A 24,896-nucleotide genomic window follows, 5' to 3' on the forward strand; every position below is an offset into this window, starting at 1 on the left:
CCTTCAAGGCAGCAGGGGGCAGTGATCCAAACCGGCAGCTCCACCACCGGGGTTTGCGAAAAAGGCATGGGGTTTACCGCGCCCAGGCTTGCAGACAAAGGCCCAGGTCCACCCCGGGCGATGCGCTCACGTCTGCGGCACACACTAGCGCCGGTGCATATTCCGCCACCGGCCGGTTGCGGTAGCTGACCCGGCGCAGGCCCACGATCTTCAAGTGGCCTGACCGGCGCAGGTTCTTCACCGTCACCGTCGCCGCCTGCCGACCCACGCAGGCCCCGGCCGCCAGTTCGGCCAGCGTCACCGCCCGCCCAGCGGTCGACAGCCGATTGGCCGTGTTCAGCAACGCCTGTGAAACTTCACTGAGCGGTCTCATGCTGCACCGCCAATGCGTTTGAGCTTGCCTGCCAAGTTGCGGCATTGCGCCGTCACCAGCAACTTTTGCAGCGCCGCCATCAGCTCGCCGCCTTCACGCTGAATGTTGGCCAACTCGTTGTCATTGATGTCGCCGTCCATGCCCAGCGCCTTGCACAACTCCTGGCACACATCGCCCGACTCACGCACCACAGCCGACAGCGCCGACATGCATTCGTCGCCACTTTCCTGCAGGCTTTCAGGCAGCGGCAGGCACATCTGCCCGAATTCGGCCGCAAAGGCCAGCAAGATGCGCAGGTCACCCGTGCGGCGCGTCATCTTCAGCGCCGTCTTCAGGCCCAGCTTGGCAGTCCCGGTTTCGTTCAGCTCATGCAAAAACGTCCAGTGGTTTTTGTCAATCGCACGGGCCAGCGCTGAAGCGCCGCCTGGAAAGTCTTCGGCCACATTCAGTGCCATATCCATGACGCTCATGTCAAACCCCTGTTTTGTTGTTAAAGACAAACTGAACGCGCCGATTGACACTGCAGCCATGAGCACAAAAAGAAAAACCCCGCGCCGCCCTGCCCTGCGGAACACCGCACACCGGCCCGTGTGCGGCAACCGTTTGAAGTTGGGGGGAGTGGCCCATCGGGCCGCATGGCAGACCGTGGCGGCGCGAAGTGAAAAGCATGGTTTAAGTACCTGCACCTGTGATGTCGTGACCCTTGACAGAAGTCTGTGTGCGCAGCCAGTCAGCCCGGGCGACAGATGCGGGCGACACGCGCCGGTCAATGGGCGCATCGAGCTTGCGGCGCTCGGACTTGCCGTCCCACAATTCATCGGCCTTACGGCGATCAGTGGCACCATCCCAGGGTTCATCGTCCTTGAGCAGTTCTTCGGCCACGTGCTTGATTTCAGCTGCGGCCTGACCCACTTCCTGCCGAATCGCCGCCACTGCTACGGCCTCGACGTGTTTGATGGCGGCATGCGCGTCTGCTACGGTTTCAATAGCTATTGGCGCATGCCCTGCTTGCGGTTGAGCCAATTCCGGCCAGTGCTTTTGCCAATCGCCAGGCCTAAGCATGCGACGAGTCACTTCGCCGTTTGTGGCTCTCTCGATCGGCATGCAATGCTCGATAGGCACAAGCCCACCACGTTTTATCCAGTTAGCCACAGCCGTCTGCCCAAGGCCTATGGCTTCGCCAAGGGCTCGCTGACCGCCAACGATTGAAATTGCTTTGTTTAATGCATCCATCCGTACATTAAATCACATTCGTGATATTCAATCAACCACCAACGTGTTTAAGTTTTCTGGCTCAATCACACAAGTGATTACTATTGCAGAACGTTTAAAGTCCGCTCGCGAAAAAGCTGGACTAACACAGGGTGAATTGGCAAACGCTGCTGGCGTTACCCAAGGAACAGTTGCCAACATTGAAAGTGGCTTGCGTAAAAGTCCTCGAGAACTTTTAGCCATCGCCCGCGCAGCTAATGTCCAAGCAGAATGGCTTAAGAGCGGCAAAGGCCCGCGAGATCTCTTATCTAACGAATTAACGGATGGGCCAAGAAAAGCTGTATTGAAACTGGCTTTTCGCGTAGGCATTGTGCAAGGTGGTGACAATGGATTCATTGAAGATTACGTATCAGCGCCTACGGGCCAGGACCCTGATCCCATTCCCTATGCATCCACCTTGAATGACGAGCAGGCTTATGCCGTCAAGGTGCGCGGCAGCAGCATGGAGCCGACGATCATGGCGGGGTGGGACGTGGTGGCATCGCCCTGCCGGCCTGCAGAGCCGCCCGATCTTTGTGTCATCTATTTCACCAACGAACGCAAGGCGCTGAAGCGTCTCCTGTGGCGCCGCGATGGCATGGTATGCCTGGAATCCATCAGCGCTGGCTACGAAAAGATCACTGAGCCGGTGGAGAACATCATGCGCATGGACAAGGTAATTTCCATCGTTCCCAACTGACAGCAGGATCACCCTTGAAAAAAATCTCCACCGTCATAGTCGCCATGCTGGTCTGTGCGAGCGCAAGCGCTGGCTGGGTTTATGACGACAGCACCGACAAGATGACCGGCAAGAAAACAAGCACCGCCAGCATCGAAAGCAATAACTCCCTGAGCCTGGCCTTTCCTTATCAGGGAAAGAACTTTGGCAATATTTTGGTGCGCCAACATCCCTCTTATGGCCTGAATGTCATTTTTTATGTCGATAAGGGCCAGATTCTTTGTCGCTCCTACGCTGGATGCAGCGTCACAGTCCGCTTCGACGACAAGCCTCCAATGAAATTCGAGGCGAACGGGTCAGAAGACAACGATCCAAAAGTTATCTTTTTGAAAGGGGCATCTCGTTTCATCGAAGCGGCCAAAAAAGCCAAAACTATTCTTGTTCAAGTGACGATGTACCAATCAGGGGCCCCAGTACTGGAGTTTCATAGCGCCAGCCCGCTTGATTGGGCAGCGCCAAAGCCAGCAAGGCCGGCAGCGGCAAAAACCGCACCACCCAAGGCCGCTGTTGTTAAGTCCGAACCGGTCAATGCGTGGCCGGCCGTCCCGGAAACTCTTAATGGAAATCGTTGAGCAGGGCCTTTTGTGACCCTCGCGCTGTTCTTCCTAGGCCTGCTGCCGATGACTGCAAAAGCCCGCATCCAGCACAGCCAGAGGGCCAATGTCCTGTTCAAGGATCAACTTCCCTGCCCTGCCACAGCAGCAGGCAACGGGTGCCACATAAAGCGCACTGTTAATCCCCTTGTCATTGACAAAGTTAACTCATAGGTTAATATTCGTGCGTGTAAAACTCTTGTTTGAAGACCTTTTCCAGATTGTCGCCGTGATGGATGGCAACGATTGTCCGGCCGATGCATTCATCAATGACGGCGAGGACAACTTGAAAGCAAGGGTCGGTCTTCAGTACATGCTGGGCCATGTTGCGCAAAGAGGGCTGGCTGACATTCCATCGGGATGGGTTCATGAAGCCAATAAAAATGAAAAGATTTATGAATTCATCAAAGGCGACCTTAGACTTTTTTTCTTTAAGGGTGAAAGAAATCAGATAGCCGTTTGCACGGCTGGCGTACTCAAAAAAGGTCAAAAGGCAGACAAGGCCGCTGTTGCCAAGGCCGCCATATTTCGTAAAACATACATTGCGGCAGCCGCCGCCAACACCATAGAGGTAATTCACGATGAAGATGAGTAAAGGCATCCGCGCTTTTCTTGAAGAGGCCAAAAAAACGGACTCTTACTGGGTAGAAAAGGCCAAGCTTGATTTTTCTCTGGCTGTTGAGAAACAGCGCCGATCTGGCGGTTTCACCTATGCGGCCATTGCGAAGAAGATTGGCACCAGTGCGGCCTACATCACCAAAATATTTCGCGGCGACACCAACATGACTATCGAAACCATGGTCAAACTGGCGCGAGCGACTGGCGGCCAGCTCGACATCCAAATTGTTGACAGTGCAGCCCAGGCCGGGCATTGGGACCTTTCCAAAATTCCCCCCGTCCCACAAAACCACAAGACGATGCAAAGCGCCACGGTGTATACATTTCCAGCCGCCGCTAACCACGATGACTATAAATGGAAAGTCGCGGCATGACGCAGGAAGCGCCACACCCCATCTCTTTGGAACAGGTCCTTTTCACACGCTGCATCGTAATTTCGCTTCCTGGACATGTTCCGCAACCAGGCATGGTGGCCACCGGCCCAGTCAATTCACTCACAGTTACCAAGCTTGAAGGGCCCGACAGGCGCTACAGCGCCCTCATGCGGGCAGAGCTGAATGCGGCAGCAGACAACTCGCAACCTTACCAAATCAACATGGAATGCCTGGCCGTCCTGTCAGTAGATGACACACTGGAAGAAAATGAGGCTTTGCGCGGTGTGTATATCACCGCAAACAGTGTGCTTTATGGCGCCATCCGAGAGTCTGTTGCTTGGCTGACCAGCCGCCAGCCGTATGGTTCGCTTGTATTGGGCCTGTCGGTGTTACGCCCTACCCCCCCAGCCGAACCACTGCCTGGGCCCTGATGATTTGCACAGCCTCTGCACCAGCCCGCCCCTAGCGGGCTTTTTAACGCCAACCTTTTTTAAGCCGCCCCATGAGGCGGTTTTTTTCGTCGGGTATCTGAAATCGCGCGACCGCTTAGGGCAAGAGTTTTCAATAACAGAAATTAATATCACGTTTGTGTTGACTAAATAAATCACTATCGTGATAATTCACCTATCCCGCCAATTCCCGGCGGCAAAGGAGTGAAACATGCCTTCCCCGTCAGCAACGCTTGACCGTGCACACGTCTGTACTGATAACTGTCCAACCATCACGGCCGCAAGGATTGAATCTGTCATTCGTCAGTGCGGCGAATTTGCCACCATCGGCCAGATCATTGGCGATCTGGGCGTCAACCCCCACACATCGTCCCCAGCCTTTGAGGCCCGAATCCGCTTCTGGCTGGATCGCGCAGGCTGGCAACGCGTCAAGAAAACAATCGGCGGTGCGCGCGTCTGGGGTTATGTACGGCCTGCCACCCTAGACCCTAAACCAAAGGCCTGGAAAGCCTATTTGAAATGGGCAGCCCAAGACCTTGCCGATCCGGCGATTCGCGCAAACCCGGAGCGCCTGAGCCTTGAGCGCCAAGTCACTGCAACCCGGCTAGGTCCTTACATGGAAGAAATCGTGCAGCTGGCCTGGGCTCAGTTGCAGACTCAGGAATCCGCGCTACCTAACAGGCCAGCGCCATGATGCACCGCGCCATCCCACTGGAACTGCCGAAGGCTTTGGGCTGCGCAGTCGCGCAACGCCAGACCCTGCGCGGACAGATACAAGCTGTCATCGAACAACTCAATGGTGCACAAGTTGGCTTGGCTGTCGTAAAAAACCTCTTTAACCAGCTCGTGAAGGCCCTTTGCTGCAGCCAAGCGCGCAAAGGTCAGCATTTCAGCCATCTCGTCTGCCTTGCCATAACGCGTAAGCAGGCCGATGCCAAAGGCCGTCAAACCGTCATCGCTGATTTGATGCGCCTTTTCAGCAAAAAAATCCATGGTTCCACCCTTGAGTTTAAAGAGCCGATTTTGTCTCACTTGTCGAAAGGTGCCGCATGAACCCCGTCACCAAATTCATGGCCGTCGCACTTGTTGCCATTGCCCTGCTCATCATCGGTGCGCTGATGGACGGCCCGGGCGAGCTGCAGGCCGCGCAAGACGTGGCCGACGACGCGGCCTATGCCGCGGCGCTGGCCGATGGCGGCGCGTCCAAGTGCGCAGCGCTGGGCCGCACGCCGGTCTGGACGGGCGAAGGCCACCTGGTGTGCCGCCTGCCCCAACGCCCCACTGTGATGGCGCAAGGAGGCAGGCCATGAAATGCTGCACCCACGACTGCCGCCAGGGCGACGACTGCCCCGTGCGCCTGGCGCGCCTGGCCGGGCTCACCGCCACGCCCCGGAACACCGACAACAGCGACAACAGCGACGCCATTGACGACTTTTTAGATGACACCGGCCTGATGCTGCTGCAGGGCATCGCGCTGCTGGTTTTCATCGTGTCGGTCATCTTGTACGCCAGCCTGTGACCACCCGGCCCCATGACGCGCCCGTGCCCACCGTGTACCGGCGCCTGGCTTTCACAACGCTGCACTGGCCGGGCTGGAGCTTTGAAGCGGCCATGGCGCACCCCACGCGCGCCCGAATCATCGACCAGTGCGCTACCTACTACGAAAAGAAAATGGAAACGATCATCCCGATTTCGCGCATCGAGCGCGAAGCCAACGCCGCGGCGCTGCAGTACAGCGACATCAATGCCGCCTGCCCCTACCCCTTTGACACCGGCGCCGGACGGCTGTTCAAAGAGTTCTTTTTGCTGGCGCGTGAAATCAGCACCAAAACGGCACTTTGCGAAGTTCCCACGGGCGCAAGCAGCTACTGAAAGCATAGCTATGAAAACCACCACCAAACCCCATACTGCCCCGGCGCACATCCTGCGCCCGGCCCGGCTCAAAGTGCAAACGCCGGCCGAGTCCGCGCTGTCGGCGCTCAAGGCCGATCGCCGCGCATCAGCCATCGCCCGAGCCGCTAATGTGCGCGCCACGCCCCGGCTGATGGCCTTCAGCAACTACACGCCCGAAGGCTACGACGGCGCCGAACTCAAACCCTACGCCGGCCGCCCCGGCACCGAGCAGGTGCACGCGCTGCCCAGCCGCAGCGGCAACCGCCTGCGCTATCCCGACGGCCGCATCACGGACTTGTCGGGCAACCTTCTTGACGAATCCAGGAGCACCACATGAAAGAGTATTCAAGCGACAGCGGCGCAGAGTTACCCCAGGTGGACCCGGCCAGCGGCGTCCATGGCAGCTACCAAAGGGTATGGAGTGCGGCCGACACCACCGTCGACCAGCCCGACAGGGAGGCAGACGACCATGCTGAGCAAGCGCTCGCTATGGTCGCCGAAGCCTTCGCACACATCCCGCTGCGCCAGCTCGTGGCCAGCCTGACCAACCCGCGCACCTCGTTCAACCCCGCCAAGCTGCAGGAACTGGCTGACAGCATCCGGACCAGCGGCGTGCACCAGCCCATCCTGGTGCGGCCGCTGCCCGGCGCACGGGTGGCTGATACAGACCGGCATGTTCAATATGAGATCGTGGCTGGCGAACGCCGCTTTCGCGCCTGCCAGCTGGCTGGGCTGACCAACATTCCGGCCATGGTGCGCGCCATGGCCGACGGCGATGTGCTGGAAGTGCAGATCATTGAAAACCTGCAGCGCGACGACCTGAGCGATTTGGAAGAGGCCGAGGGCTATGACCGGCTGATGCGCCACAGCAGCTTGAGCGCTGAACAGGTGGGCGCCAAGATCGGCAAGAGCCGCAGCTACGTCTATGCCCGGCTCAAGCTGCTTGACCTGTGCTTTGAATGCCAGACCGCCCTGCGCGAAGGCCGCATCGACACCAGCGCTGGGCTGTTGATTGCGCGCGTCCCCGACGGCAAGCTGCAACTCAAAGCCCTGAACTTTGCCAGCACCGGCGCCAGCCAGAACGACCGGCCCAGCACGCGCGCGCTGCAAGTGTGGCTGCAGCAAAACGTCATGCTGCCGCTGGAGCGCGCGCCGTTTCAAATCACCGACGCACGGCTGGTGGAAGCGGCCGGCAGCTGCAAGGACTGCCCCAAGCGCACGGGTGCGAGTCCCGACATCTTTGCCGATGTGGCCAGCGCCGATATTTGCACAGACCCGCCCTGCTACAACGCCAAATCCGAGGCGCACCAGCTGCGCAACCTGGCCCGGGCCGAAGCCAAGGGCATGCGCCTGATCAGCGGATCGGAAGCCAAATCCATCTGCTACGAGAAAAGCAGCACGCTGAACGGTTACAGCCCGCTCAGCCAGGTGCGCGCCGACGCCGATGGCCAGCGCCTGGACAGCCTGCTGGGCAAGGATTTCGAAGGCGCGGTCTTGATCGAAAACCCGTGGACGCTGCAGCTGATCGAAGCCGTGCCAACGCAGGAAGCCGAAGGCGTGTTGCTGGCGCGTGGGTTGGTCAAGGTGGTCATCGAACCCCAGGCAAAGGTCGACAAGGCCGAGCTGGAGATCGAACTGCTCAAGAAGGGCATCGAGCGCGAAACGGAAAAGGAATTCCGGGCAGCGGCTTACGACACGATTGCCAGCAAGGTTCGCAGCACGCCCACGGGCGCATCGGCGCGTCAGCTCATCACATGCAGTTTTCTGCGCACCTGGCTAAGTCACCAAGTCGACGACCACCCTGCGGAACACATCGCCGAAGCGCTGCAGCTGACGCTTGACACCAACCAGCCTGAATCCCTGCGCGAAGAATCCGTTCGGCTGCGCTTGCAATCGTCAGACAGCGCGGCCATCTTCCAGGCGGCCATGCTGTACATGCTGCGCGACGACCGGGACTTGCCCTACCAGCTGCAGGAAAAAAACCCAACGGCGTTGTTTGCAGTAGCCGCCGCAGGCCTGTGCATCGACCTGCCCGGCCTGCGTACGAAAGTGGCAAAGGACGTGAAAGCGCGCATTGCCGGTGAAATTGCCGCCCTGAAAGCGCAGCTGAAACCGCCAAAACCGCTTCCCACGACCGCCCCGCTGGCGCAGCCAGCGCTTGCGCCCGTCGCTGGCGCGGGTACGGGGAAGGCCCCAGCCAAGGCCCTGGCGAAACCGGCCCCGCTGCGCAAGCCAAAGCTTTCAGCTCAGGAGGCAATATCAGGCATCGCCGAGGCGATGCAAGACATTGAAGCCGGGCAGGTGCCCTGCCCGGACGCGCCCTTGGCTGAAAGTGCGCCGGTGCCTGAAGAGGGCCTGCAAATCAAAAAGGACGGGCCAATTCAAGGCACGCTGCCAGTCGGCGTGGTGGGCATCGGCTCGCGCGTCAAGGTGCTGGGCAACGTGTCGATCCGCTACACCAAGTGGATCGGCAAGACGGGCACGGTCACAGGCAAAGTCGGCGCGGCCTTTGACGTGACGTTCCGGGGCCGCAGCGGCGGCATTGCCAGCTTTGACGCAAGTGAACTGGAGTGGGTGGCAGCATGATCAAAGAAATGATTCTTCGCAGAGCACAGGCTCGATCGCCGGATTTCGTAATCGGTGGCAGTCAAGATCCGTACTTGCGGCGCTGGTGGCTCATTCCGCGCAACCGGTTTTTCAATGTCTACGTCCACCAGTTCCTGCGAAGTGACGATGACCGGGCGTTGCATGACCATCCCTGGCTGTTCAATGTCAGCATCCTGCTCCAAGGCGGCTACCGGGAGTGGTTTTTCGTCAGGCACTTCACTGAAATGACGGGTGTGAACTGCACCCACTTCAAGGACTGCCGCGCTGGTGCCGTGAAGTTCCGCTTCGGCGGGGCACCTCACCGCGTCGAGTTGACCGATGGAACCTGCTGGACGCTGTTCATCACTGGTCCGCGCTACCGGGAGTGGGGCTTCCACTGCCCTAAAGGCTGGGTTCACTGGGAGAAATTCACAGCACGGGGTGACAAGGGCGCCATCGGCCGGGGGTGCGAGCAATGAACGCCCAACGCTTGGCATGGCAAGCACTGCCCAAGTTCTGGCGCCCCAAGCTGGCGCCATCGCGCCAGATACTGTGCCAAGTCATCCACTGGGATCTGATCACTGCATTCACTAACGGCACGGCTACGGCCGAGACACTTTGGGACTGGATCGAAACCGGCTTCACGTACACGCAAATGATGCGGTTGCTGATCGCGGATGGCTTGGATTTCACTGACGACGCCATTCACGCGATGAACCAGCAAATCGAGTGCTACGAGGGCGTGATTGCCCGCCTGCGGACTACCGGCCGCGCCGGCTTCAATGCTCAGGAGCTGGCCATTGCCCGGGCTGCTGCCAGCGTGATGGACAGCTTGATCGAACTGGACCGCCACGGCATTGCTGATGCCGCCGGGCGCTGGAGCGTCGAGCAGATGCGCGCACTGCGCACGACCGGCCGGCTGCCGGCAAATCAAAACAAGAAACGGAAAAAATCATGACCGCTTTGAAAATCCGTCCCGTGGCCCTGAAGCAGGAAGACGTGGCCGACTTCCTTGGCCTGTCGGTCTCGACGCTTGAATCGCTGGTCCGACAAGGCGACTTCCCGAAGCCGCGCCAACTGGCAGGCAGGCGCGTCGGCTGGCTGGTGCGCGAACTCGAAGCGTGGGTGGAATCCCGACCGGTTTCCACCCAGCTGCCACCACCCAACACTAACCGCCGGGCCGCGCCTGCCCGGCCCTGATCTTCGGCGATTGTCATTATGTTTAACAACCAACCCGAGGAATTTCAAGTGAACAATGAACAAGTCACCGCCCTGGCGCTTGCCAACGGCTTCAAGCTCAAGACCCAGCCCGATGGCGCAGAAGCCCTGAACCTTTATGTGTTTGACTTCGCCCGTGCCGTTATAGCTGCCCACGAGTCGCAGCGTCAAGACGCCGAGACATGGAGCCTCTACATAGCAAGCATGGTTGAGGCGTATCTGCAAAGTCAGCCAGCAGCAGACAAGCGAGAGGCTGCTATCTTTGGGATCATAAGCCGGAGACTATGGGCGCTGCCTGACAGGGCGCAGCGTCAAGCGGGACAGCTAGCGGCGTGCTGGATAGATACCAATGATCTGAAGCAAATGCAAGACAAGGGACGCGGCATTGTGTGTAAGCGGCCTCAGGACGGCTACGAGCAAACGGCGCTCTACGCAGCGCCCCAGCCTGTACAAGCGGACAAAGATGCCGACTACTGGCTTCGTCAGTTCACTACGTCACGACAGGCTGAGTTTGAACTACGCCGGGAATTGGACGACAAAAATACCGAGATTGCAGCGCTGAAGGCGCTGCTCAACGAGGTGCGCTGCAGCTTCACCCGTGATGACGACCTACCCGACGATCTTCTTCCCCGCATCGACGAAGCCCTGCAAGCGCAGGCGGTGAAGTTGTGAGCGAGCCGCTACCATTCTTTGACGCGCTGACAGATTCGACAAAATACCCGAACTTGTTGCCTAGCGCGACAAACCCGAACCACAAGCCAACAGGGCCGTACACGGGGCGTTGCAAGCGTTGTGAATCCGACGACTTGTGGGATGACTGCAGCGCTTACGGCTGCAACAACTGCGGTGCCGTCTACAGCAACTGACGCATAGCCCTAAGTTAAGTGCAATTAGCTTTGGCCGCCGGGCAGCGTCAACGCAGCGCACCGCTCCAAATGCGCCGACAGCTGCGTAAGCCACTCCCGCATTTCGCGGTCGTACTGGTGCCGGTTGTACACGTTGGGCTGCATGTGGCCCAACACCGATTCGCCCACGTCATGCGGACAACCCAGCGCGGCCAGCATGGTGCGAGCGGTGCGGCGCAGATCGTGCGGCGCCCAATGGCTCACCGTCAGCCGGGGCCGGATCGACTCAGGCGTCGTGGCCGAATAGGGCTGGTGGTAATACACCGTCGTCTGCACGGCTTTTTGCGGCATCGGCTGGCCAGGCGTCCGGGACGGGAAAAGATAGCCGTCGTGCACGGCCATTCGCCGGCGCACGACCAGCTCAGCGCGGCCCACCAGTGGCACGCGCAGGTCCGTAGCCAGGGCGTGCCGTGCATTTTTGGTCTTGGCCTTGGGAATCGTCCACCACAGGCCATCGACCTCCTCTGAAATCTCCCCGCGTTCCATGGCCATGATCTCGGCTCCACGGGTGCCAGTCCACAGGTACAGGGTCAGCGCATCGTGCACCGACTTGCTGAAGTTCGGTAGCCAGCGCACCAACTCCCCCGCCTCGGCATCTGACAACGACCGCTTCACTGCCCCGATTTGCTCGCCGGCAATGCGCTTGCCTTTGCTGCGCAGACGCCCCCGCATGATCTGACGCCACCAATTCGGGGTTTCATCGGGCAGCCGGCCGGCGTCCAACGCATAGTCCCAGGCGCCCGCCAGCTCCTGGCGCAACTGGCTGGCCACGACCGGCTTGTCAGCCATTGCCTCAAGCAGACTGAAAGCCTCAGAGCGTTTGATGGCGGCAGCCTGCTGGCCAGCAATGGCGTCGGCATGTCGCAGGAACAGGCGCTGCACTTCAGCGGCGCCCTTGGGCTTTCGGTGCAGCAGGATGTGCCCTTTTATATAGTCGTCCCACAGCGCCTGCACCGTGAAGCCTTTGTCAACCCGGGCCGGGCGGGCTGCCGTGCGCTGGGCGCGCTTTTGGGTAGCCGGGTCGGCACCCGCACTGCGCGCACCACGCAGCTTTTCCCACTCCGAGGCGGCGGCAATCAGCGACATCGCTGGCCAACGGCCCAGCATCGTCTGCCGCATCAAGCCTTCGGCCGACTTGTAGCGGTAGATCCAGCTGCGTGTATGCTTGCCCGCCACCAGGCGCAGGCCCGGATACTCATCGAGAATAATGTGCGCACCATCGGCCAGCAGTTTGGCAGCGCGTGGGTCAAACGGCATGGAATAATCCAGGCGTAGGAAATCCCGGAAGTCTGAGCAGCTACACGGCGTAGCAAATAAAAATCAGAGCCCCATTTCCTACGCTAAACCGTCGAGTGTAGACAAGTTTAGGCAAGGCTAGAAAAGGATTGAATGAAGCAGGACGAAACAGCCAACCCCAAGCACCATGCGGGCTCAGCGGCTGAAAGCTCTACAAAACAAGGGGTTAGTAGCGAAGGATTTTCGAAGCATACCCCCATGATGCAGCAGTACCACGCCATCAAGGCCGAGTACCCCGACACGCTGGTGTTCTACCGCATGGGCGACTTCTACGAGGTGTTCTATGGCGACGCCGAAAAGGCCGCGCGCCTGCTCGACATCACGCTGACGCGGCGCGGCCAGTCGGCCGGTGAGCCGGTGATGATGGCCGGCGTGCCGTTTCATTCGCTGGAGAATTACCTCGCCAAGCTGATCAAGCTCGGCGAATCGGTAGCAATCTGCGAGCAGACCGGTGACGTGGCTACAGCCAAAGGCCCGGTCGAGCGCAAGGTGGTGCGCGTGGTCACGCCGGGCACGCTGCTGGACGCGGAACTGCTCGACGACAAGACCGAATTGATTTTGCTAGCGGTGCACCAAGGCGCGCGCAACACCTGCGGGCTGGCCTGGCTCAGTGTGACGCAAGGCGAAATCCATCTGGCGCATTGCGTCAATGGCGAGCTGGAAACCTGGCTGGCGCGCATCGCCCCGAGTGAACTGCTCTACAACGCCGATATCACGCCGGCGTTCGAGCAGCGCCTGAAAAGCTGGCGTTGCGCCGCCAGCGCGCGGCCGGCCTGGCAGTTTGACGCGGCCCTGGGCGCGCGCCGCCTGCTGGAGCAGCTCAAGGTGGCTTCGCTGGCGGCGTGGCAGGCCGAAGCCCTGGGCGAAGCGCATGCTGCCGCCTCGGCGCTGCTGGGCTATGCCGAACACACCCAGGGGCGCGCGCTGTCGCATGTGCAGGGCCTCCAGGTGGTGCGTTCGGGCGAGTTGATCGAACTGCCGCTGACGACCCGGCGCAACCTTGAACTCACGCAGACCCTGCGCGGCGAAAGTGCGCCGACCTTGTTCTCGCTGCTTGACACCTGCGCCACCGGCATGGGCAGCCGGGCGCTGAAAAGCTGGCTGCTCAGCCCGCGCCGCGACCGCGCCCAGGCCGCCGGCCGCCTGGAAGCCATCACGCAGCTGCGCGCCAGCAGCCAGCAAGGTTTGCGCGCGCAACTCAAGGGCAGCAGCGACGTCGAGCGCATCACGGCGCGCATCGCGTTGCGCCAAGTGCGCCCGCGCGAACTCGTCGCGCTGCAGTTGACGCTACAAAAAGCAGAGCTGCTTGTGCCCGTGGGTATTGAGCAAACGGCACTTTTAACCACTATTTTCGAGGATTTGCAGCCGCCACCCGGCTGCGCCGAACTGCTGCGCCATTGCATCCTGGACGAGCCGGCGGCATTGGTCCGCGACGGCGGCGTCATCAACCGGGGCTGCGACGCCGAACTGGACGAGCTGCGCGCCATCCAGACCAACTGCGACGGCTTTTTGCTGGAACTGGAAAGCCGCGAAAAAGCCCGCACCGGCATTGCCAACCTGCGCGTGCAGTACAACAAGGTGCACGGCTTTTACATCGAGGTCACGCAGGGCCAGCTGGACAAGGTGCCCGCCGACTACCGGCGCCGCCAGACGCTGAAGAATGCCGAACGCTACATCACGCCCGAACTCAAGGCCTTCGAGGACAAGGCGCTGTCGGCCTCGACACGCGCGCTGGAGCGCGAAAAGTGGCTGTACGAGCAACTGCTCGACCAGCTGCAGGCCTTCATCCCCGCGCTGAGCCGGCTGGCACGCGCCATTGCCGCGCTGGATGCGCTGTGCGCGCTGGCCGAGCGCTCGCTGACGCTGGGCTGGTGCGCTCCCGATTTCGTCAAGGAACCGTGCATCGACATTGCGCAGGGGCGGCACCCGGTGGTGGAAGCCCGGCTGCTTGAGACGGGCGGCGGTGCCTTCATTGCCAACGACTGCAGCCTGACCGGAAAAAGCCGGATGCAGATCATCACCGGCCCCAACATGGGCGGCAAATCGACCTATATGCGCCAGGTCGCGCTGATCGTCTTGCTGGCCAGCATCGGCTCCTATGTACCTGCCAGCCGCTGCCGGCTCGGGCCGATCGATGCGATTCACACACGCATCGGCGCGGCTGACGACGTGGCCAACGCGCAATCGACCTTCATGCTCGAAATGCTCGAAGCCGCGCAGATTTTGCATGCCGCCACACCCCATTCGCTGGTGCTGATGGACGAGATCGGGCGAGGCACCTCGACCTTCGACGGCCTGGCGCTGGCCGGCGGCATTGCCGCGCACCTGCACAACAAGTCGCAGGCGTTCTCGCTGTTTGCCACGCATTATTTCGAGCTGACCGGATTTCCGGCTCAGCACCATGGCGCAGTCAATGTACATGTCAGCGCGGTCGAGTCGGGCAGCGACATCGTGTTTTTGCACCATATCGAACCCGGTCCGGCCAGCAAGAGCTACGGCATTGCCGTGGCCAAGCTGGCCGGCGTGCCCGCCGCTGTCCTTAACCATGCGCGGCATGCGCTGGCTGCGCTGGAAACCCAGCAAAGCCAGGCCAGCGCGCAGGTTGACCTGTTTGCCGCACCGCCAGAACTGCCGGCGACCGAACCTTCGGCCATTGAAACAACACTGGCCTCCATAAATCCTGATATCTTGAGCCCCCGGGAAGCGCTTGATGCGCTGTACCGGCTTAAAAAGCTTGCGAACGCCGCCTAGATCCGCAGCCCTCCAGGCATCCCATGTACTCTTCAACCCCTCTTCACGCCATGACTTACTGCGTCGCCATCAAACTCAATGCCGGACTGGTTTTCCTGTCCGACTCCCGGACCAACGCGGGCCTGGACCACATCAGCACCTTTCGCAAGATGATCGTCTATGAAAAGCCAGGCGACCGCTTCATGGTGCTGCTGACCGCCGGCAACCTGTCGATCTCGCAGTCGGTGCGCGAGATATTGCAGACCGAGGAAATACCCGATCCCGCTGGCGGCGAGCCGATCACCATCTGGAACGCCAAGAGCATGTTCGACGCCGCCCGCGTGCTGGGGTCGGCCATACGCCGCGTCTACGAGCACGACGCCCAGGCGCTGCGCAACGACGCTGTCGGCTTCAACGTGTCGCTGGTCTTCGGCGGCCAGATCAAGGGCGAAGGCATGCGCTTGTTCCAGGTGTATTCGCCCGGCAACTTTATCGAGGCCACCGAAGAAACGCCCTACTTCCAGGTCGGTGAATCTAAATATGGCAAACCGGTACTGGACCGGGTCATCCGGCCTGAAACGCCGCTGGACGAGGCCGCCAAGTGCGCGCTGGTGTCGATGGACTCAACCATGAAGTCCAACCTGTCGGTCGGTCTGCCGCTGGACCTGGTGGTGTACGAAGTCGACAGCTTGAAAAGCGACAAGATCGTCTGCATCGACCAGGACAACCCTTACTACCAGATGATGCACAACAGCTGGGGACAAAAGCTGCGCGAGGTGTTCGACAGCATCGAAGACCCGGTGTGGGACGATGCGCACACTGAAACGCCGATCAAGATGCCGGCTGGCCGCCATGCCGTGCTGAAAAAAATCAGCACGCCGCATGAAAAACTGATCTAGGCCTTTTTATTGCTCCCGCATTGCTTTTTCACTGACATTAACCTCCGGGCAAAATTGCAGCCTGCGCGCTCCAGTTCCCCTTTATCCCCGTGTCCAAAAGTACCCTACCCCTCATCATTTTTTCCCATGGCAACAGCTTTCCGGCCAGCACCTACGGCGTGTTGTTCCAGAGTTTGAAGGCGCGGGGTTTTCAAATCCAGGCAATTGAAAAATTCGGCCATGACCCGCGTTACCCGGTCACCAGCAACTGGCCCAACCTGGTGCAGCAACTGGCCGACTTTGCCAGCCAGGAAGTCGAAAAGTCGGGCCAGCCCGCCTTTCTGGTCGGCCATTCGCTGGGCGGCTTTTTGAGCCTGATGTGCGCTGCCCGCCACCCCCAGCTGGGCGGCCAGAAGGTCGGCGGCGTGCTGATGCTCGACTCGCCGGTGCTGGGTGGCTGGCGCGCCAAGGCGCTCAGCGTGGCCAAGCGCGCGAAGCTGGTGGGGTCGATCTCGCCGGGCGCCATCAGCCGCAAGCGCCGCCACCAGTGGCTGGGCCGGGACGAGGTGCTGGCGCACTTTCGCAGCAAGAAAGCCTTTGCCTGCTGGGACGAGCAGGTGCTGCGCGACTACATCGACCACGGCACCCACGACGAAGGTGGCACTGCGCAAGGCCAGCGCCTGCTGAGTTTTGACCGCGACGTGGAAACGGCGATTTACAACACCCTTCCCGACAACCTGGAGCAGCTGCTGAGATCGCATCCGCTGCAATGCTCATCGACCTTCATCGGCGGGCGCCAGTCGGCCGAGATGAAGCAGGTCGGCATGGCGATGACGCAAAAAGTCACCCAGGGCCGCATCATGATGCTCGACGGCAGCCACTTGTTTCCGATGGAAAAGCCGCTGGCCACAGCGGCCGCCATCGAAGCGGCGCTGCTGAACTTCATGGGGTGAAGGCGGCTTTCGAGGCATTTCTGTATGCTGCAGGCCAAGCGCTCGTGGCCTGCTATGCAATAGATAGCTGTAAAGCTTTATGCAGCTTGCGCAAAATCGGTTTTTTATTATTTTTTTAGCTGCGAACGCTTACCGTTTGATCGCTGTTTCTATTGTTTGGTTTTGGGCTTTGGGCTTTGGGCTTTGGCTTTAGCAGGCTTCTTCTGTGGTTTGAGGGGTGAGCGCCTTCCCGGCGGGGGTGACTTTCTTTTCTGGCAAAAAAGAAAGTCACCAAAGAAAGTTGCCTGGAAACGGGAGCGGGTTAGAGCTGAACGCTCTGACGGGCCATCGCTTCGCTGGGCCCTTGGCACCTTGATTTGATGGCGGTTAGCAATTTCGGCGGCTGGCTGGTTCTACCGCTCGTTCGCCAACAGCTTCACGCTCTGCTTGATCTTTTTCTTTGTGCTTTAAGCACTTATGGCAGTTTCTTTTTCTAAATTTTTTCTTTGTTAGGGCGGGGCGTGGGCTGACAAGGGACAGTAAAAAAAGGGCAATGGTGGTTCCACAGCCACTGACCCCCAGAAAGAAAACTGGAGTTGCCGACAGCAAACAGCGAAGCGCAAGCCAAGCAGATCAAGCAGATCAAGCAGATCAAGCAGAGCGTGAAGCTGTTGGCGAACGAGCGGTAGAACCAGCCAGCCCAAGTCAGAGCCACCAGCCGCCGATCAAAGAACCCAGGGCCTAGCGAAGCGATGGCCTGTCAGAGCGTTCAGCTCTAACCCGCTCCCGCTTCCAGGCAACTTTCTTTGGTGACTTTCTTTTTTGCCAGAAAAGAAAGTTACCCCCGCCGGGAAGGCGCTCACCCCTCAAACCACAGAAGAAGCCTCCAAAGCCAAAAAACAAAAAACAAAAAAACCAAAACTAAAGAACAGAGACCGCAAGTTGACCTGCAGTCAGGTAAGCAATCACTATTTCTTGCTCAGTCCGCCCAGACCACCAGGCCGCTCCAGGCTGTGGCCAGCACCACGATGCCGAAGGCGATGCGATACCAGGCAAAGTACACAAAGTCGTGGTTGGCGATGTAGCGCAACAGCCAGCGAATACACATCCAGGCGCTTAGAAAAGAAAACAGCAAGCCGACGCCGAACATAGGCACGTCCGCCATTGACAGCAGTGCTCGGTCCTTGTACAGGCTGTAGACGCCTGCGCCAATCAGCGTCGGAATCGCCAGATAGAACGAAAAATCAATCGCTGCCTTGCGCGACAGGCCAAGCAGCATGCCGCCAATGATGGTCGAGCCGCTGCGGCTGGTGCCCGGGATCATGGCCAGGCATTGCACCAGACCGACCTTGAGCGCGTCCATCGTCGTCATCGACTCGACATTGTGGATACGGACAGCCGCCGGGTTGCGCTTTTGCCGCCTCTCGGCCCACAAAATGATGAAGCCGCCGACGATAAACGCGCTGGCCACCACCACTGGCGTGAACAGGTGCGCCTTGATGGCCTTACCAAAAAGCAACCCCAGCACCACAGCCGGTATAAAAGCCACCAGAACATTCAACGCAAACTGCTGCGCCTGCTTTTCATTCGGCAGCGCGATAACAGTACTGCGGATTTTTTGCCAGTACACCAAAATCACGGCAAAAATGGCGCCCGTCTGGATGGCAATGTCGAACACCTTGGCTTTTGAGTCGTCGAAACCCAGCAATGCGCCCGCCAAAATCAGGTGCCCGGTCGATGAAATGGGAAGAAATTCGGTCAGTCCTTCGACAATGCCCATGATGGCGGCTTTGACCAGCAAAACAGTATCCACGCTTACTCCTTGAATGAAGGCGCGATTATCGTCGCTGGTTTTTAGCCCTGTGGTTATTCCGGCGCCAACAGGTCAGGGGCCTTACAAAAGCCGGCTCAGGCGCTGGGCTGCCGCCTGCAGCGCCGGCAGCCGTTGCAGCGCCTGCTCGGCAGAAAGCCGGGAAACCGGCGCATGCACAGCCAAAGCCGCGCGCATGATGCCGTTTTCATCCCACACCGGCACGGCCAGCGCGAGCAATCCGTCGATGAACTCCTGGCGGTCCAGCGAATAACCGGCACGGGCAATACTTTCGCACTCCTGAAGCAACTGCGCTCTGGACGTGATCGTGGCGTCGGTCATGGCCGTCAAACTCAGCTCTGAAATCAGTAACTCTCGCTGCCTGGCGGGCATCAGTGCCATGAACATTTTCCCGCTGGCTGTGCAGTGCAGGGGCACATGCTCGCCCACTTCCAAGGTCAGTCGCCACGGCCAAGGCGCTTCGACACGGTCCAGGTACAGCACCGAGGCGCCGTCCAGGGTGGTGAAGTTACAGGTTTCCCCCACTTCCTTGACCAGCTCCGTCAACACCTGATGCCGCAGGCCCCGGACTGTGCCGTGGGTCAACGTGTCAAAAGACAGCTTGCGCAGGGCTGGCCCGACGACGAAGTCGCGCTCGTTGATGTCACGCGCAATGAATCCTGTCTCCAGCAACTGTGCACACAAACGATGGGCGGTGCCTTTAGGCAAGGCCAGGTCGGCAGCCAGATCCGCCAGTGAAAGCGCTCGGCCTTCCCTGGCCAGGCGCGCCAGCAATCGCAAGCTGCGCTCGGCTGAAGAGCCGGTTGAAGAAGTTGAAGTCGAAGTATTTTTTTTGGTCATAGGGTAACTTCTAATATCGGAACTAAACGTTCCAATAAATAATTATTCATGTTTAATAAATGGAATGAAAAGGTCCGGTAATTTTTCACCCTTTATTGAAGGGCAGGAAATGAATCTCAAAGCAGCAATGCCATGGCAAACCGAACAGGCAAAGCAAGAAGTATGACCAAAGAATTTGATTACATCGTTGTCGGCGCTGGTTCCGCAGGTTGCGTCCTCGCCAACCGGCTGTCTGAAGACCCGGCAACCCGGGTGCTGTTGCTGGAGGCCGGCGGCAAGGACTGGAATCCCTGGATCCACGTTCCGGTGGGCTACTTCAAGACCATGCATGACCCCAACCTGGACTGGTGCTACAAGACCGAGCCCGAGGCTGGCACCGCCAATCGCCAACTGCAATGGCCAAGGGGCAAGGTGCTGGGAGGTTCAAGTTCGCTGAACGGCTTGCTCTATGTGCGCGGTCAGCATGAAGATTACGACCACTGGGTTGAACTGGGCAATCCGGGCTGGAGCTACGCCGACGTGCTGCCCTACTTCAAGAAATCCGAGGACCAGGAGCGCGGGGCAAGTCAATACCACGGCGTCGGTGGTCCGCTGAAAGTCTCTGACCTCAGGCTGCGTCGCCCCATTGCAGACCATTTCATTGCCGGCGCCATGGACATTGGCATTCCTTTCAATGAAGACTACAACGGCGCAGTGCAAGAGGGTGTGGGCTACTTCCAGCAGACCGCTTACAAGGGCTTTCGCTGGAGTACCGCCCGCGGCTTTTTGCGCCCTGCCCGCAAGCGCGCCAACCTCACCGTCAAGACCAAAGCACAGACCACGCGCGTGCTGTTCGAAGACAAGCGCGCCGTCGGGGTGGAATATATCCAGGACGGGCAACGCCTCCAAGCCCATGCCGGGGCCGAGGTGATCCTGGCCGCTGGTGCCATCGGTTCACCGCAGTTGCTGCAGTGCTCGGGCGTCGGTCCGGCAGATCTGCTGGCCAGGGTAGGCGTGCCGGTGGTGCATGCCTTGCCAGGGGTTGGCCAGAACCTGCAGGACCACCTGCAAGTGCGTCTGGTCTTCAAGACCAGGGAGCGCACGCTCAACGATGAGGTCAACACCTACCTCGGTCAGTTGAAGGTCGGCATGCAGTATGCGTTCAGCCGCACCGGGCCGCTGACGCTGGCGGCCAGTCAGGTCACCATCTTCACCCGTTCGGGCCCGGACGTGACGCGTCCCGACATCCAGTTCCACATGCAGCCCCTGAGTGCCGACAAGCCGGGCGAAGGGGCGCACAAGTTCTCGGCCTTCACGTCGTCGGTCTGCCAGTTGCGCCCCTACAGCCGTGGCCACATAGAAATCACCTCCCCCGATGCGCTGGTCTACCCCGCCATTTACGCCAACTATCTGTCCGACGAGCGCGATCATGCGGTGGTGATTGGTGGTGTCAAGGTGGCTCGGCGTATTGCGCAGTCTTCCTCGATGGCGCCGCACATCATTTCTGAATTTGTGCCGGGGGCGCAGTTCCAGACAGATGCGGAGTTGCTTGACGCTGCCCGCCGTTACAGCCAGAGCATTTACCACCCGAGCGGCACTTGCAAGATGGGAATTGACGCCATGGCAGTGGTCGATCCCCGATTGCGGGTGCATGGCCTGACCGGTTTGCGCGTGGTCGACTGTTCCATCATGCCGGAAATCGTCTCCGGCAATACCAATGCCCCCGTCATCATGATTGCCGAAAAAGCGGCCGACATGATTCGGGAGGATGCCAGGAAAACAGCGTCTTATGCACGCTAGACGCAGCGCAACCGACAGCTTTCATTTATACAAAGGAGACAAGACATGAGCACGCACAATGAAAAGGCGATCCGCAAGGTCGTCATATCGGCGCTGGTTGGCGCCAGCCTCGAATGGTATGACTTCTTTTTGTACGGCGTCGTTGCCGGCATCGTCTTCAACCAGCTGTATTTCCCGTCGGACGACATCACGGTGTCCACCATGCTGGCGTATGGCACGTTTGCTGTCGGCTTCATCACCCGTCCGTTGGGGGGTGTGATATTTGGACATTTCGGCGACAAGCTGGGCCGCAAAAGCATGCTGGTCATCACCTTGATGATCATGGGCATTGCCACTTTCCTGATCGGCCTGATTCCCACGTACGACCAGATCGGTATCGCCGCACCCTTGCTGCTGCTGCTGATGCGCGTGATGCAAGGCATCGGGCTGGGTGGTGAATGGGGCGGCGCTGTACTCATGGCCTACGAATATGCGCCCAAGGAAAAGCGCGGCTTTTACGCATCCTTGCCGCAAATCGGCCTGGCTATCGGCCTGTGCATGGCCTCTGGCGTGGTCGGACTGTTGTCCTGGGCGCTGACGGATGCGCAGTTCATGGCCTGGGGATGGCGCATTGCCTTTCTGCTGTCAGGCGTGATGGTTGCCGTCGGCATGTACATCCGGCTGTCGGTGCAGGAAACCCCGGAATTTACCGCCGTAAAAGAAAACAATGCCGAAGCAGCTATTCCGTTTTTCGACATGATGCGGCGCTATCCGGCCAATGTGCTCAAAGGTATGGGCGCACGCTATATCGACGGTGTGTTCTTCAACATCTTTGGCGTGTTTTCGATCAATTACCTGACCAACACAGTCAAGATTACCCGCACCGATGCCCTGCTGGGCGTAATGATTTCGGCTTTGGTCATGATTGTCAGCATTCCCTTCTTTGGCAGGATGTCCGACCGCCTGGGCCGGACCAAGGTCTTCATGTGGGGCTCCATCATTACGGCGCTGTCGGCCTTTCCTGCTTTTTGGTTGATGACGAATTCAGGCGGCAATGTCACGCTTATCTGGATCTCGATCGTCATTCCTCTGGGCATCCTTTACGCAGCGATTTATGGTCCTGAAGCGGCGCTGTTTTGTGACCTGTTCGATGCCAAGGTGCGCTACACCGGCATTTCTTTCGTTTACCAGTTCTCGGGGATTTTTGCCTCAGGCATCACGCCCATCATTGCCACAGCGCTGCTCAAGACGGGTGGCGGACAACCCTGGCACATTGCCCTGTACGTGCTGTTTGCAGGCGCTGTGTCGGCGGCCTGTGCATGGTCCATAGGACGCGACAAGCTCAAGCTCGCGGCGCTTGGCACGCCAGCAAGACAGCCGCAGCGCGCTTGAGGTTGACGCAGGCAACAAGCCTGCAGTCCATGAAAGCCGAACGACCGGGACAAGCATTGCTTGTCCCGGTCGTTTCTTATTGCATTGACCAACCCAAGCACCGCCATTCGTCAAGAATCCTGTTCAAAAGCAGATTTCGACTTGTTGCGAGCGCGAACAAGGAAGGGTTGCCTCGCAGAGTGGAAAATAATGAAGCGGCCCGCACCATGACCACCAGCACACCACACGCCACTTTGCCACCCGGCGTCCACCTGCTAACGCCCACCGACATCCTGAGTTTCTGGCTGGGTGATGGCTTGGCGCTGGGCTGGCCGTCCAAAGGCATGAACCGGCGCTGGTTCCTGGGTGGTGCCACGCTTGACGATGAAATCCGGGTCCGCTTCGGCCAGGCGGTGCAATCCGCCCTGCAAGGTGGACTGGCGACATGGGAGTCATCGCTTCACAGCCGGCTGGCACTGGTGATTCTGCTCGACCAGTTCACCCGCAACCTGTTTCGCGGCACGGCCCGTGCTTTTGACGGCGACGTGCAGGCCCGGCAGCTCACGCTGAACACCCTGGCGCAGCAAGAAGACCAAGAACTGCCGTGGGTCGGCCGGGTGTTTTTGTACATGCCGCTGATGCACGCCGAAGACCTAGTGCTGCAGGAAAAATGCGTGGCCTCCTTTTCGCAACTGGTGGCCGACGCGCCGACCCCCCTGAAGCCCAAGCTTCAAGGAAGCCTCGACTCTGCCATCAAGCACCAGGGCATCATTGCGCGGTTCGGCCGATTTCCGTACCGCAATGCGGTCATGGGCCGCAAAAGCAGTGCAGAGGAAAAAGAGTTCCTGCGCAATGGTCCGCGCTTCGGGCAATAAGCGGTTCTGGCTGCCTGGCTTTTTTCACATGCTGGAAATGCCCCTCAGTGAGTCAGCGCAGCGTCCTACTGTCGTGCTTGCCGCGCCGCTGTGTACTTGAGCGCACAACAACCCCTGAGGAAACTGATGAAAAACGCACATTCTCCCGTCGGCATGCGCAGCAAAAACGCCCTGTTGGCGCTGGCTTTCGTGACCGGCTCGGTCGCCCTGCTGGCCGGATGCGCCGGTGTCAAGGCGCCGCCCAAGGAATACAGCCAGGACCGGCTGGACGACCAGATCCTGGTGCCATCAGGCCATGTAGTGGCGCTTGAAACTACAGCGGTTGGCATCCTCAACTATGAATGCAAGGCCAACCCCGCCATGGGCGGCGCCATCGGCTGGGTGCTCGCCAGCCCGCAGGCTGAGCTGATGGACCGCACCGGCAAGACCGTCGCCAGATACACCGGCCCGCCGGCCACCTGGATCCACACCGACGGTTCCAGCGTTGTCGGCACGCAAGTCGCCCTTGCACCGCGCACGGGCGCCACCAACCTCGCCTACCAGTTGTCCAAGGGAACGCCTGGCGTGGCGCCAGGTGCCATGCAAAACATCACCTATATCCAGCGCATCAAGACCAAGGGCGGGCAGGATTTAAGCAAGGCTTGCACCCAGACTGATGTCGGCGACAAGTTGACGCTGCCTTATCAGGCTGACTATATTTTCTGGAAAGCGGCTTGATACCACCAATTGAACGGTGTTTGATCACCACGCGCCCTTCATAACGGCACCACAAACGTAAAAAGCCCGCAAGCTTCAGCCTTGCGGGCTTTTTTATGTTCACCGACGTTGCGTGAGCGGATCAGCGGCGGCCGTCGCGCCGGTCGCCGCGATAACTGTCGCGGTCGCCACCCTGGTAATACACCTCGCCATAACCCGGGCCGTAGCCGTTGCCCTGAATATAGTTTCCGCCGTCATGGCGCCAGTTGTGGCCATGGCGACGTTCGCGCTCGTAATAAATAGGCTGAGGCGACAGGTACACCGGCGCTGGCCTTACAAAAACCGGACGCGGATCGTAATAGCGAGGCGCGGGCTGCACATATACCGGCTGAGGTTGTACATAAACCTGCTGAGGCTGAACGTACACCGGCTGTGGCTGGACATAGACGGGTTGTGGGTAGATCGACCCCACATTGCCAAAACTGACCACCGAGCCTGGAATGCCTACGCCAATTGACCAGCTTATGTTGTCACGCGCTTGGGCAGCGCCTGCAAAACCCAAGGCGACCACCGCCAACGAAGCAGTGGCGCCTGCCAGGATGGCAGACTTGATTCTGCGGATGCTTGTGTTCATGAACGACTCCTAAGGAAGGGCGCTAAATGCCCGTATGTTTAATTAAACGCGCCAGA

General features: G+C 59.6%; 30 protein-coding genes and 1 pseudogene. 22 read left to right on the forward strand and 9 right to left on the reverse strand.

The window, feature by feature from the left end; genetic code table 11:
• Positions 1-73: 73 nt before the first annotated feature.
• From H4V98_RS14335 to H4V98_RS14350, 4 genes and pseudogenes are all read right to left on the reverse strand, one after another.
• A complete protein-coding gene (locus H4V98_RS14335; protein ID WP_280757632.1) occupies positions 74-373 on the reverse strand; it encodes a hypothetical protein in 300 nt (99 codons plus the stop codon).
• Positions 370-843: a phage regulatory CII family protein gene (locus tag H4V98_RS14340; RefSeq protein WP_280757633.1), complete on the reverse strand. Its 474-nt coding sequence runs from the start codon at positions 841-843 to the stop codon at positions 370-372. The genes H4V98_RS14335 and H4V98_RS14340 overlap by 4 nt, the downstream gene beginning before the upstream one ends.
• A gap of 202 nt (positions 844-1,045) precedes the next feature.
• A complete protein-coding gene (locus H4V98_RS14345; RefSeq protein ID WP_280757873.1) occupies positions 1,046-1,396 on the reverse strand; it encodes a hypothetical protein in 351 nt (116 codons plus the stop codon).
• A gap of 27 nt (positions 1,397-1,423) precedes the next feature.
• Positions 1,424-1,606: pseudogene (locus H4V98_RS14350) on the reverse strand (Cro/CI family transcriptional regulator); the annotation flags it as partial.
• Here H4V98_RS14350 and H4V98_RS14355 point away from each other — a divergent pair.
• The 6 genes from H4V98_RS14355 (at position 1,590) to H4V98_RS14380 (ending at position 5,091) form a co-directional block, all read left to right on the forward strand.
• Positions 1,590-2,324, forward strand: a complete 735-nt coding sequence (locus H4V98_RS14355) for a LexA family transcriptional regulator (protein WP_280757634.1) — start codon at positions 1,590-1,592, stop codon at positions 2,322-2,324. The pseudogene H4V98_RS14350 and the gene H4V98_RS14355 sit on opposite strands and share 17 nt — an antisense overlap.
• A gap of 14 nt (positions 2,325-2,338) precedes the next feature.
• On the forward strand, positions 2,339-2,935 hold the full coding sequence (locus H4V98_RS14360; RefSeq protein WP_280757635.1) for a hypothetical protein: 597 nt from the start codon (positions 2,339-2,341) through the stop codon (positions 2,933-2,935).
• Positions 2,936-3,140: 205 nt separating this feature from the next.
• Complete coding sequence (locus H4V98_RS14365; RefSeq protein WP_280757636.1) at positions 3,141-3,551, forward strand: hypothetical protein; 411 nt, start codon at positions 3,141-3,143, stop codon at positions 3,549-3,551.
• Entirely contained in the window at positions 3,538-3,948 is a 411-nt protein-coding gene (locus H4V98_RS14370) for a helix-turn-helix transcriptional regulator (RefSeq protein ID WP_280757637.1), read from the forward strand. Before H4V98_RS14365 ends, H4V98_RS14370 begins: the two co-directional genes overlap by 14 nt.
• A complete protein-coding gene (locus H4V98_RS14375) occupies positions 3,945-4,379 on the forward strand; it encodes a hypothetical protein (RefSeq protein ID WP_280757638.1) in 435 nt (144 codons plus the stop codon). The genes H4V98_RS14370 and H4V98_RS14375 overlap by 4 nt, the downstream gene beginning before the upstream one ends.
• A 229-nt stretch (positions 4,380-4,608) precedes the next feature.
• A complete protein-coding gene (locus tag H4V98_RS14380; RefSeq protein ID WP_280757639.1) occupies positions 4,609-5,091 on the forward strand; it encodes a hypothetical protein in 483 nt (160 codons plus the stop codon).
• Here H4V98_RS14380 and H4V98_RS14385 read toward each other — a convergent pair.
• Positions 5,055-5,390 carry a hypothetical protein gene (locus H4V98_RS14385; RefSeq protein WP_280757640.1) on the reverse strand — a complete coding sequence of 112 codons (336 nt, stop codon included), beginning with the start codon at positions 5,388-5,390 and terminating at the stop codon, positions 5,055-5,057. The two genes, H4V98_RS14380 and H4V98_RS14385, sit on opposite strands and share 37 nt — an antisense overlap.
• Positions 5,391-5,446: 56 nt before the next feature.
• On the opposite strand from H4V98_RS14385, the gene H4V98_RS14390 reads away from it, so the two are divergent.
• From H4V98_RS14390 to H4V98_RS14430, 9 genes are read left to right on the forward strand one after another with little or no spacing between them, the layout of a single operon-like run.
• Positions 5,447-5,707, forward strand: a complete 261-nt coding sequence (locus H4V98_RS14390; RefSeq protein ID WP_280757641.1) for a hypothetical protein — start codon at positions 5,447-5,449, stop codon at positions 5,705-5,707.
• Positions 5,704-5,916, forward strand: a complete 213-nt coding sequence (locus H4V98_RS14395; protein ID WP_280757642.1) for a hypothetical protein — start codon at positions 5,704-5,706, stop codon at positions 5,914-5,916. Before H4V98_RS14390 ends, H4V98_RS14395 begins: the two co-directional genes overlap by 4 nt.
• Positions 5,913-6,269, forward strand: coding sequence for a hypothetical protein (locus H4V98_RS14400; protein WP_280757643.1), 357 nt, complete (start codon positions 5,913-5,915; stop codon positions 6,267-6,269). Before H4V98_RS14395 ends, H4V98_RS14400 begins: the two co-directional genes overlap by 4 nt.
• Positions 6,270-6,279: 10 nt before the next feature.
• A complete protein-coding gene (locus H4V98_RS14405) occupies positions 6,280-6,627 on the forward strand; it encodes a hypothetical protein (RefSeq protein WP_280757644.1) in 348 nt (115 codons plus the stop codon).
• Positions 6,624-8,876 (forward strand): ParB/RepB/Spo0J family partition protein, encoded by a 2,253-nt coding sequence (locus tag H4V98_RS14410; protein WP_280757645.1) that lies wholly within the window; start codon positions 6,624-6,626, stop codon positions 8,874-8,876. Before H4V98_RS14405 ends, H4V98_RS14410 begins: the two co-directional genes overlap by 4 nt.
• Before the next feature lie 8 nt (positions 8,877-8,884).
• A complete protein-coding gene (locus H4V98_RS14415; protein WP_280757646.1) occupies positions 8,885-9,355 on the forward strand; it encodes a hypothetical protein in 471 nt (156 codons plus the stop codon).
• On the forward strand, positions 9,352-9,834 hold the full coding sequence (locus tag H4V98_RS14420; protein ID WP_280757647.1) for a hypothetical protein: 483 nt from the start codon (positions 9,352-9,354) through the stop codon (positions 9,832-9,834). The genes H4V98_RS14415 and H4V98_RS14420 overlap by 4 nt, the downstream gene beginning before the upstream one ends.
• Positions 9,831-10,076: an AlpA family phage regulatory protein gene (locus H4V98_RS14425; protein WP_280757648.1), complete on the forward strand. Its 246-nt coding sequence runs from the start codon at positions 9,831-9,833 to the stop codon at positions 10,074-10,076. Before H4V98_RS14420 ends, H4V98_RS14425 begins: the two co-directional genes overlap by 4 nt.
• Positions 10,077-10,124: 48 nt before the next feature.
• Positions 10,125-10,766, forward strand: coding sequence for a hypothetical protein (locus H4V98_RS14430; protein ID WP_280757649.1), 642 nt, complete (start codon positions 10,125-10,127; stop codon positions 10,764-10,766).
• Positions 10,767-10,984: 218 nt separating this feature from the next.
• On the opposite strand, the gene H4V98_RS14435 is transcribed toward H4V98_RS14430, so the two are convergent.
• Positions 10,985-12,256, reverse strand: a complete 1,272-nt coding sequence (locus H4V98_RS14435; RefSeq protein WP_280757650.1) for an integrase family protein — start codon at positions 12,254-12,256, stop codon at positions 10,985-10,987.
• A 237-nt stretch (positions 12,257-12,493) separates the two neighbouring features.
• Between H4V98_RS14435 and mutS the strand changes: the two genes are divergently transcribed.
• The 3 genes from mutS (at position 12,494) to H4V98_RS14450 (ending at position 16,856) form a co-directional block, all read left to right on the forward strand.
• Positions 12,494-15,046 (forward strand): DNA mismatch repair protein MutS, encoded by a 2,553-nt coding sequence (gene mutS, locus H4V98_RS14440; RefSeq protein ID WP_280757651.1) that lies wholly within the window; start codon positions 12,494-12,496, stop codon positions 15,044-15,046.
• 50 nt (positions 15,047-15,096) lie between these two features.
• On the forward strand, positions 15,097-15,924 hold the full coding sequence (locus tag H4V98_RS14445) for a proteasome-type protease (protein ID WP_196863601.1): 828 nt from the start codon (positions 15,097-15,099) through the stop codon (positions 15,922-15,924).
• 89 nt (positions 15,925-16,013) lie between these two features.
• Positions 16,014-16,856: an alpha/beta hydrolase gene (locus H4V98_RS14450; RefSeq protein ID WP_196863602.1), complete on the forward strand. Its 843-nt coding sequence runs from the start codon at positions 16,014-16,016 to the stop codon at positions 16,854-16,856.
• A gap of 958 nt (positions 16,857-17,814) precedes the next feature.
• Here H4V98_RS14450 and H4V98_RS14455 read toward each other — a convergent pair.
• Together H4V98_RS14455 and H4V98_RS14460 are read right to left on the reverse strand one after the other, a co-directional pair.
• A complete protein-coding gene (locus H4V98_RS14455; RefSeq protein WP_196863603.1) occupies positions 17,815-18,648 on the reverse strand; it encodes an undecaprenyl-diphosphate phosphatase in 834 nt (277 codons plus the stop codon).
• A gap of 81 nt (positions 18,649-18,729) precedes the next feature.
• A complete protein-coding gene (locus H4V98_RS14460; protein ID WP_196863604.1) occupies positions 18,730-19,506 on the reverse strand; it encodes an IclR family transcriptional regulator in 777 nt (258 codons plus the stop codon).
• Positions 19,507-19,668: 162 nt separating this feature from the next.
• On the opposite strand from H4V98_RS14460, the gene H4V98_RS14465 reads away from it, so the two are divergent.
• The 4 genes from H4V98_RS14465 (at position 19,669) to H4V98_RS14480 (ending at position 24,227) form a co-directional block, all read left to right on the forward strand.
• Positions 19,669-21,285: a choline dehydrogenase gene (locus tag H4V98_RS14465; protein ID WP_196863605.1), complete on the forward strand. Its 1,617-nt coding sequence runs from the start codon at positions 19,669-19,671 to the stop codon at positions 21,283-21,285.
• 45 nt (positions 21,286-21,330) lie between these two features.
• Entirely contained in the window at positions 21,331-22,656 is a 1,326-nt protein-coding gene (locus H4V98_RS14470; RefSeq protein WP_196863606.1) for an MFS transporter, read from the forward strand.
• A 206-nt stretch (positions 22,657-22,862) separates the two neighbouring features.
• Complete coding sequence (locus H4V98_RS14475) at positions 22,863-23,510, forward strand: DUF924 family protein (protein WP_196863607.1); 648 nt, start codon at positions 22,863-22,865, stop codon at positions 23,508-23,510.
• A gap of 126 nt (positions 23,511-23,636) precedes the next feature.
• Positions 23,637-24,227 carry a DUF3455 domain-containing protein gene (locus H4V98_RS14480; RefSeq protein WP_196863608.1) on the forward strand — a complete coding sequence of 197 codons (591 nt, stop codon included), beginning with the start codon at positions 23,637-23,639 and terminating at the stop codon, positions 24,225-24,227.
• Between the two features lie 121 nt (positions 24,228-24,348).
• Here H4V98_RS14480 and H4V98_RS14485 read toward each other — a convergent pair whose 3' ends face one another.
• On the reverse strand, positions 24,349-24,840 hold the full coding sequence (locus H4V98_RS14485) for a PXPV repeat protein (RefSeq protein ID WP_196863609.1): 492 nt from the start codon (positions 24,838-24,840) through the stop codon (positions 24,349-24,351).
• Positions 24,841-24,896: the final 56 nt, after the last annotated feature.

It is taken from the genome of Polaromonas sp. CG_23.6 (genome assembly GCF_029892315.1).
GTDB lineage: Bacteria > Pseudomonadota > Gammaproteobacteria > Burkholderiales > Burkholderiaceae_C > Polaromonas.

Excerpts from the sequence above, each read along its gene's own strand:
- H4V98_RS14485 (WP_196863609.1), bottom strand. The coding sequence starts at position 24,840 with ATGAACACAAGCATCCGCAGAATCAAGTCTGCCATCCTGGCAGGCGCC.
- H4V98_RS14380 (WP_280757639.1), top strand. The coding sequence starts at position 4,609 with ATGCCTTCCCCGTCAGCAACGCTTGACCGTGCACACGTCTGTACTGAT.
- H4V98_RS14340 (WP_280757633.1), bottom strand. The coding sequence starts at position 843 with ATGAGCGTCATGGATATGGCACTGAATGTGGCCGAAGACTTTCCAGGC.
- H4V98_RS14390 (WP_280757641.1), top strand. The coding sequence starts at position 5,447 with ATGAACCCCGTCACCAAATTCATGGCCGTCGCACTTGTTGCCATTGCC.
- H4V98_RS14405 (WP_280757644.1), top strand. The coding sequence starts at position 6,280 with ATGAAAACCACCACCAAACCCCATACTGCCCCGGCGCACATCCTGCGC.
- H4V98_RS14370 (WP_280757637.1), top strand. The coding sequence starts at position 3,538 with ATGAAGATGAGTAAAGGCATCCGCGCTTTTCTTGAAGAGGCCAAAAAA.
- H4V98_RS14460 (WP_196863604.1), bottom strand. The coding sequence starts at position 19,506 with ATGACCAAAAAAAATACTTCGACTTCAACTTCTTCAACCGGCTCTTCA.
- H4V98_RS14415 (WP_280757646.1), top strand. The coding sequence starts at position 8,885 with ATGATTCTTCGCAGAGCACAGGCTCGATCGCCGGATTTCGTAATCGGT.
- H4V98_RS14335 (WP_280757632.1), bottom strand. The coding sequence starts at position 373 with ATGAGACCGCTCAGTGAAGTTTCACAGGCGTTGCTGAACACGGCCAAT.
- H4V98_RS14420 (WP_280757647.1), top strand. The coding sequence starts at position 9,352 with ATGAACGCCCAACGCTTGGCATGGCAAGCACTGCCCAAGTTCTGGCGC.
- H4V98_RS14425 (WP_280757648.1), top strand. The coding sequence starts at position 9,831 with ATGACCGCTTTGAAAATCCGTCCCGTGGCCCTGAAGCAGGAAGACGTG.
- H4V98_RS14395 (WP_280757642.1), top strand. The coding sequence starts at position 5,704 with ATGAAATGCTGCACCCACGACTGCCGCCAGGGCGACGACTGCCCCGTG.
- H4V98_RS14480 (WP_196863608.1), top strand. The coding sequence starts at position 23,637 with ATGAAAAACGCACATTCTCCCGTCGGCATGCGCAGCAAAAACGCCCTG.
- H4V98_RS14445 (WP_196863601.1), top strand. The coding sequence starts at position 15,097 with ATGACTTACTGCGTCGCCATCAAACTCAATGCCGGACTGGTTTTCCTG.
- mutS (WP_280757651.1), top strand. The coding sequence starts at position 12,494 with ATGATGCAGCAGTACCACGCCATCAAGGCCGAGTACCCCGACACGCTG.
- H4V98_RS14385 (WP_280757640.1), bottom strand. The coding sequence starts at position 5,390 with ATGGATTTTTTTGCTGAAAAGGCGCATCAAATCAGCGATGACGGTTTG.
- H4V98_RS14470 (WP_196863606.1), top strand. The coding sequence starts at position 21,331 with ATGAGCACGCACAATGAAAAGGCGATCCGCAAGGTCGTCATATCGGCG.
- H4V98_RS14410 (WP_280757645.1), top strand. The coding sequence starts at position 6,624 with ATGAAAGAGTATTCAAGCGACAGCGGCGCAGAGTTACCCCAGGTGGAC.
- H4V98_RS14435 (WP_280757650.1), bottom strand. The coding sequence starts at position 12,256 with ATGCCGTTTGACCCACGCGCTGCCAAACTGCTGGCCGATGGTGCGCAC.
- H4V98_RS14375 (WP_280757638.1), top strand. The coding sequence starts at position 3,945 with ATGACGCAGGAAGCGCCACACCCCATCTCTTTGGAACAGGTCCTTTTC.
- H4V98_RS14465 (WP_196863605.1), top strand. The coding sequence starts at position 19,669 with ATGACCAAAGAATTTGATTACATCGTTGTCGGCGCTGGTTCCGCAGGT.
- H4V98_RS14475 (WP_196863607.1), top strand. The coding sequence starts at position 22,863 with ATGACCACCAGCACACCACACGCCACTTTGCCACCCGGCGTCCACCTG.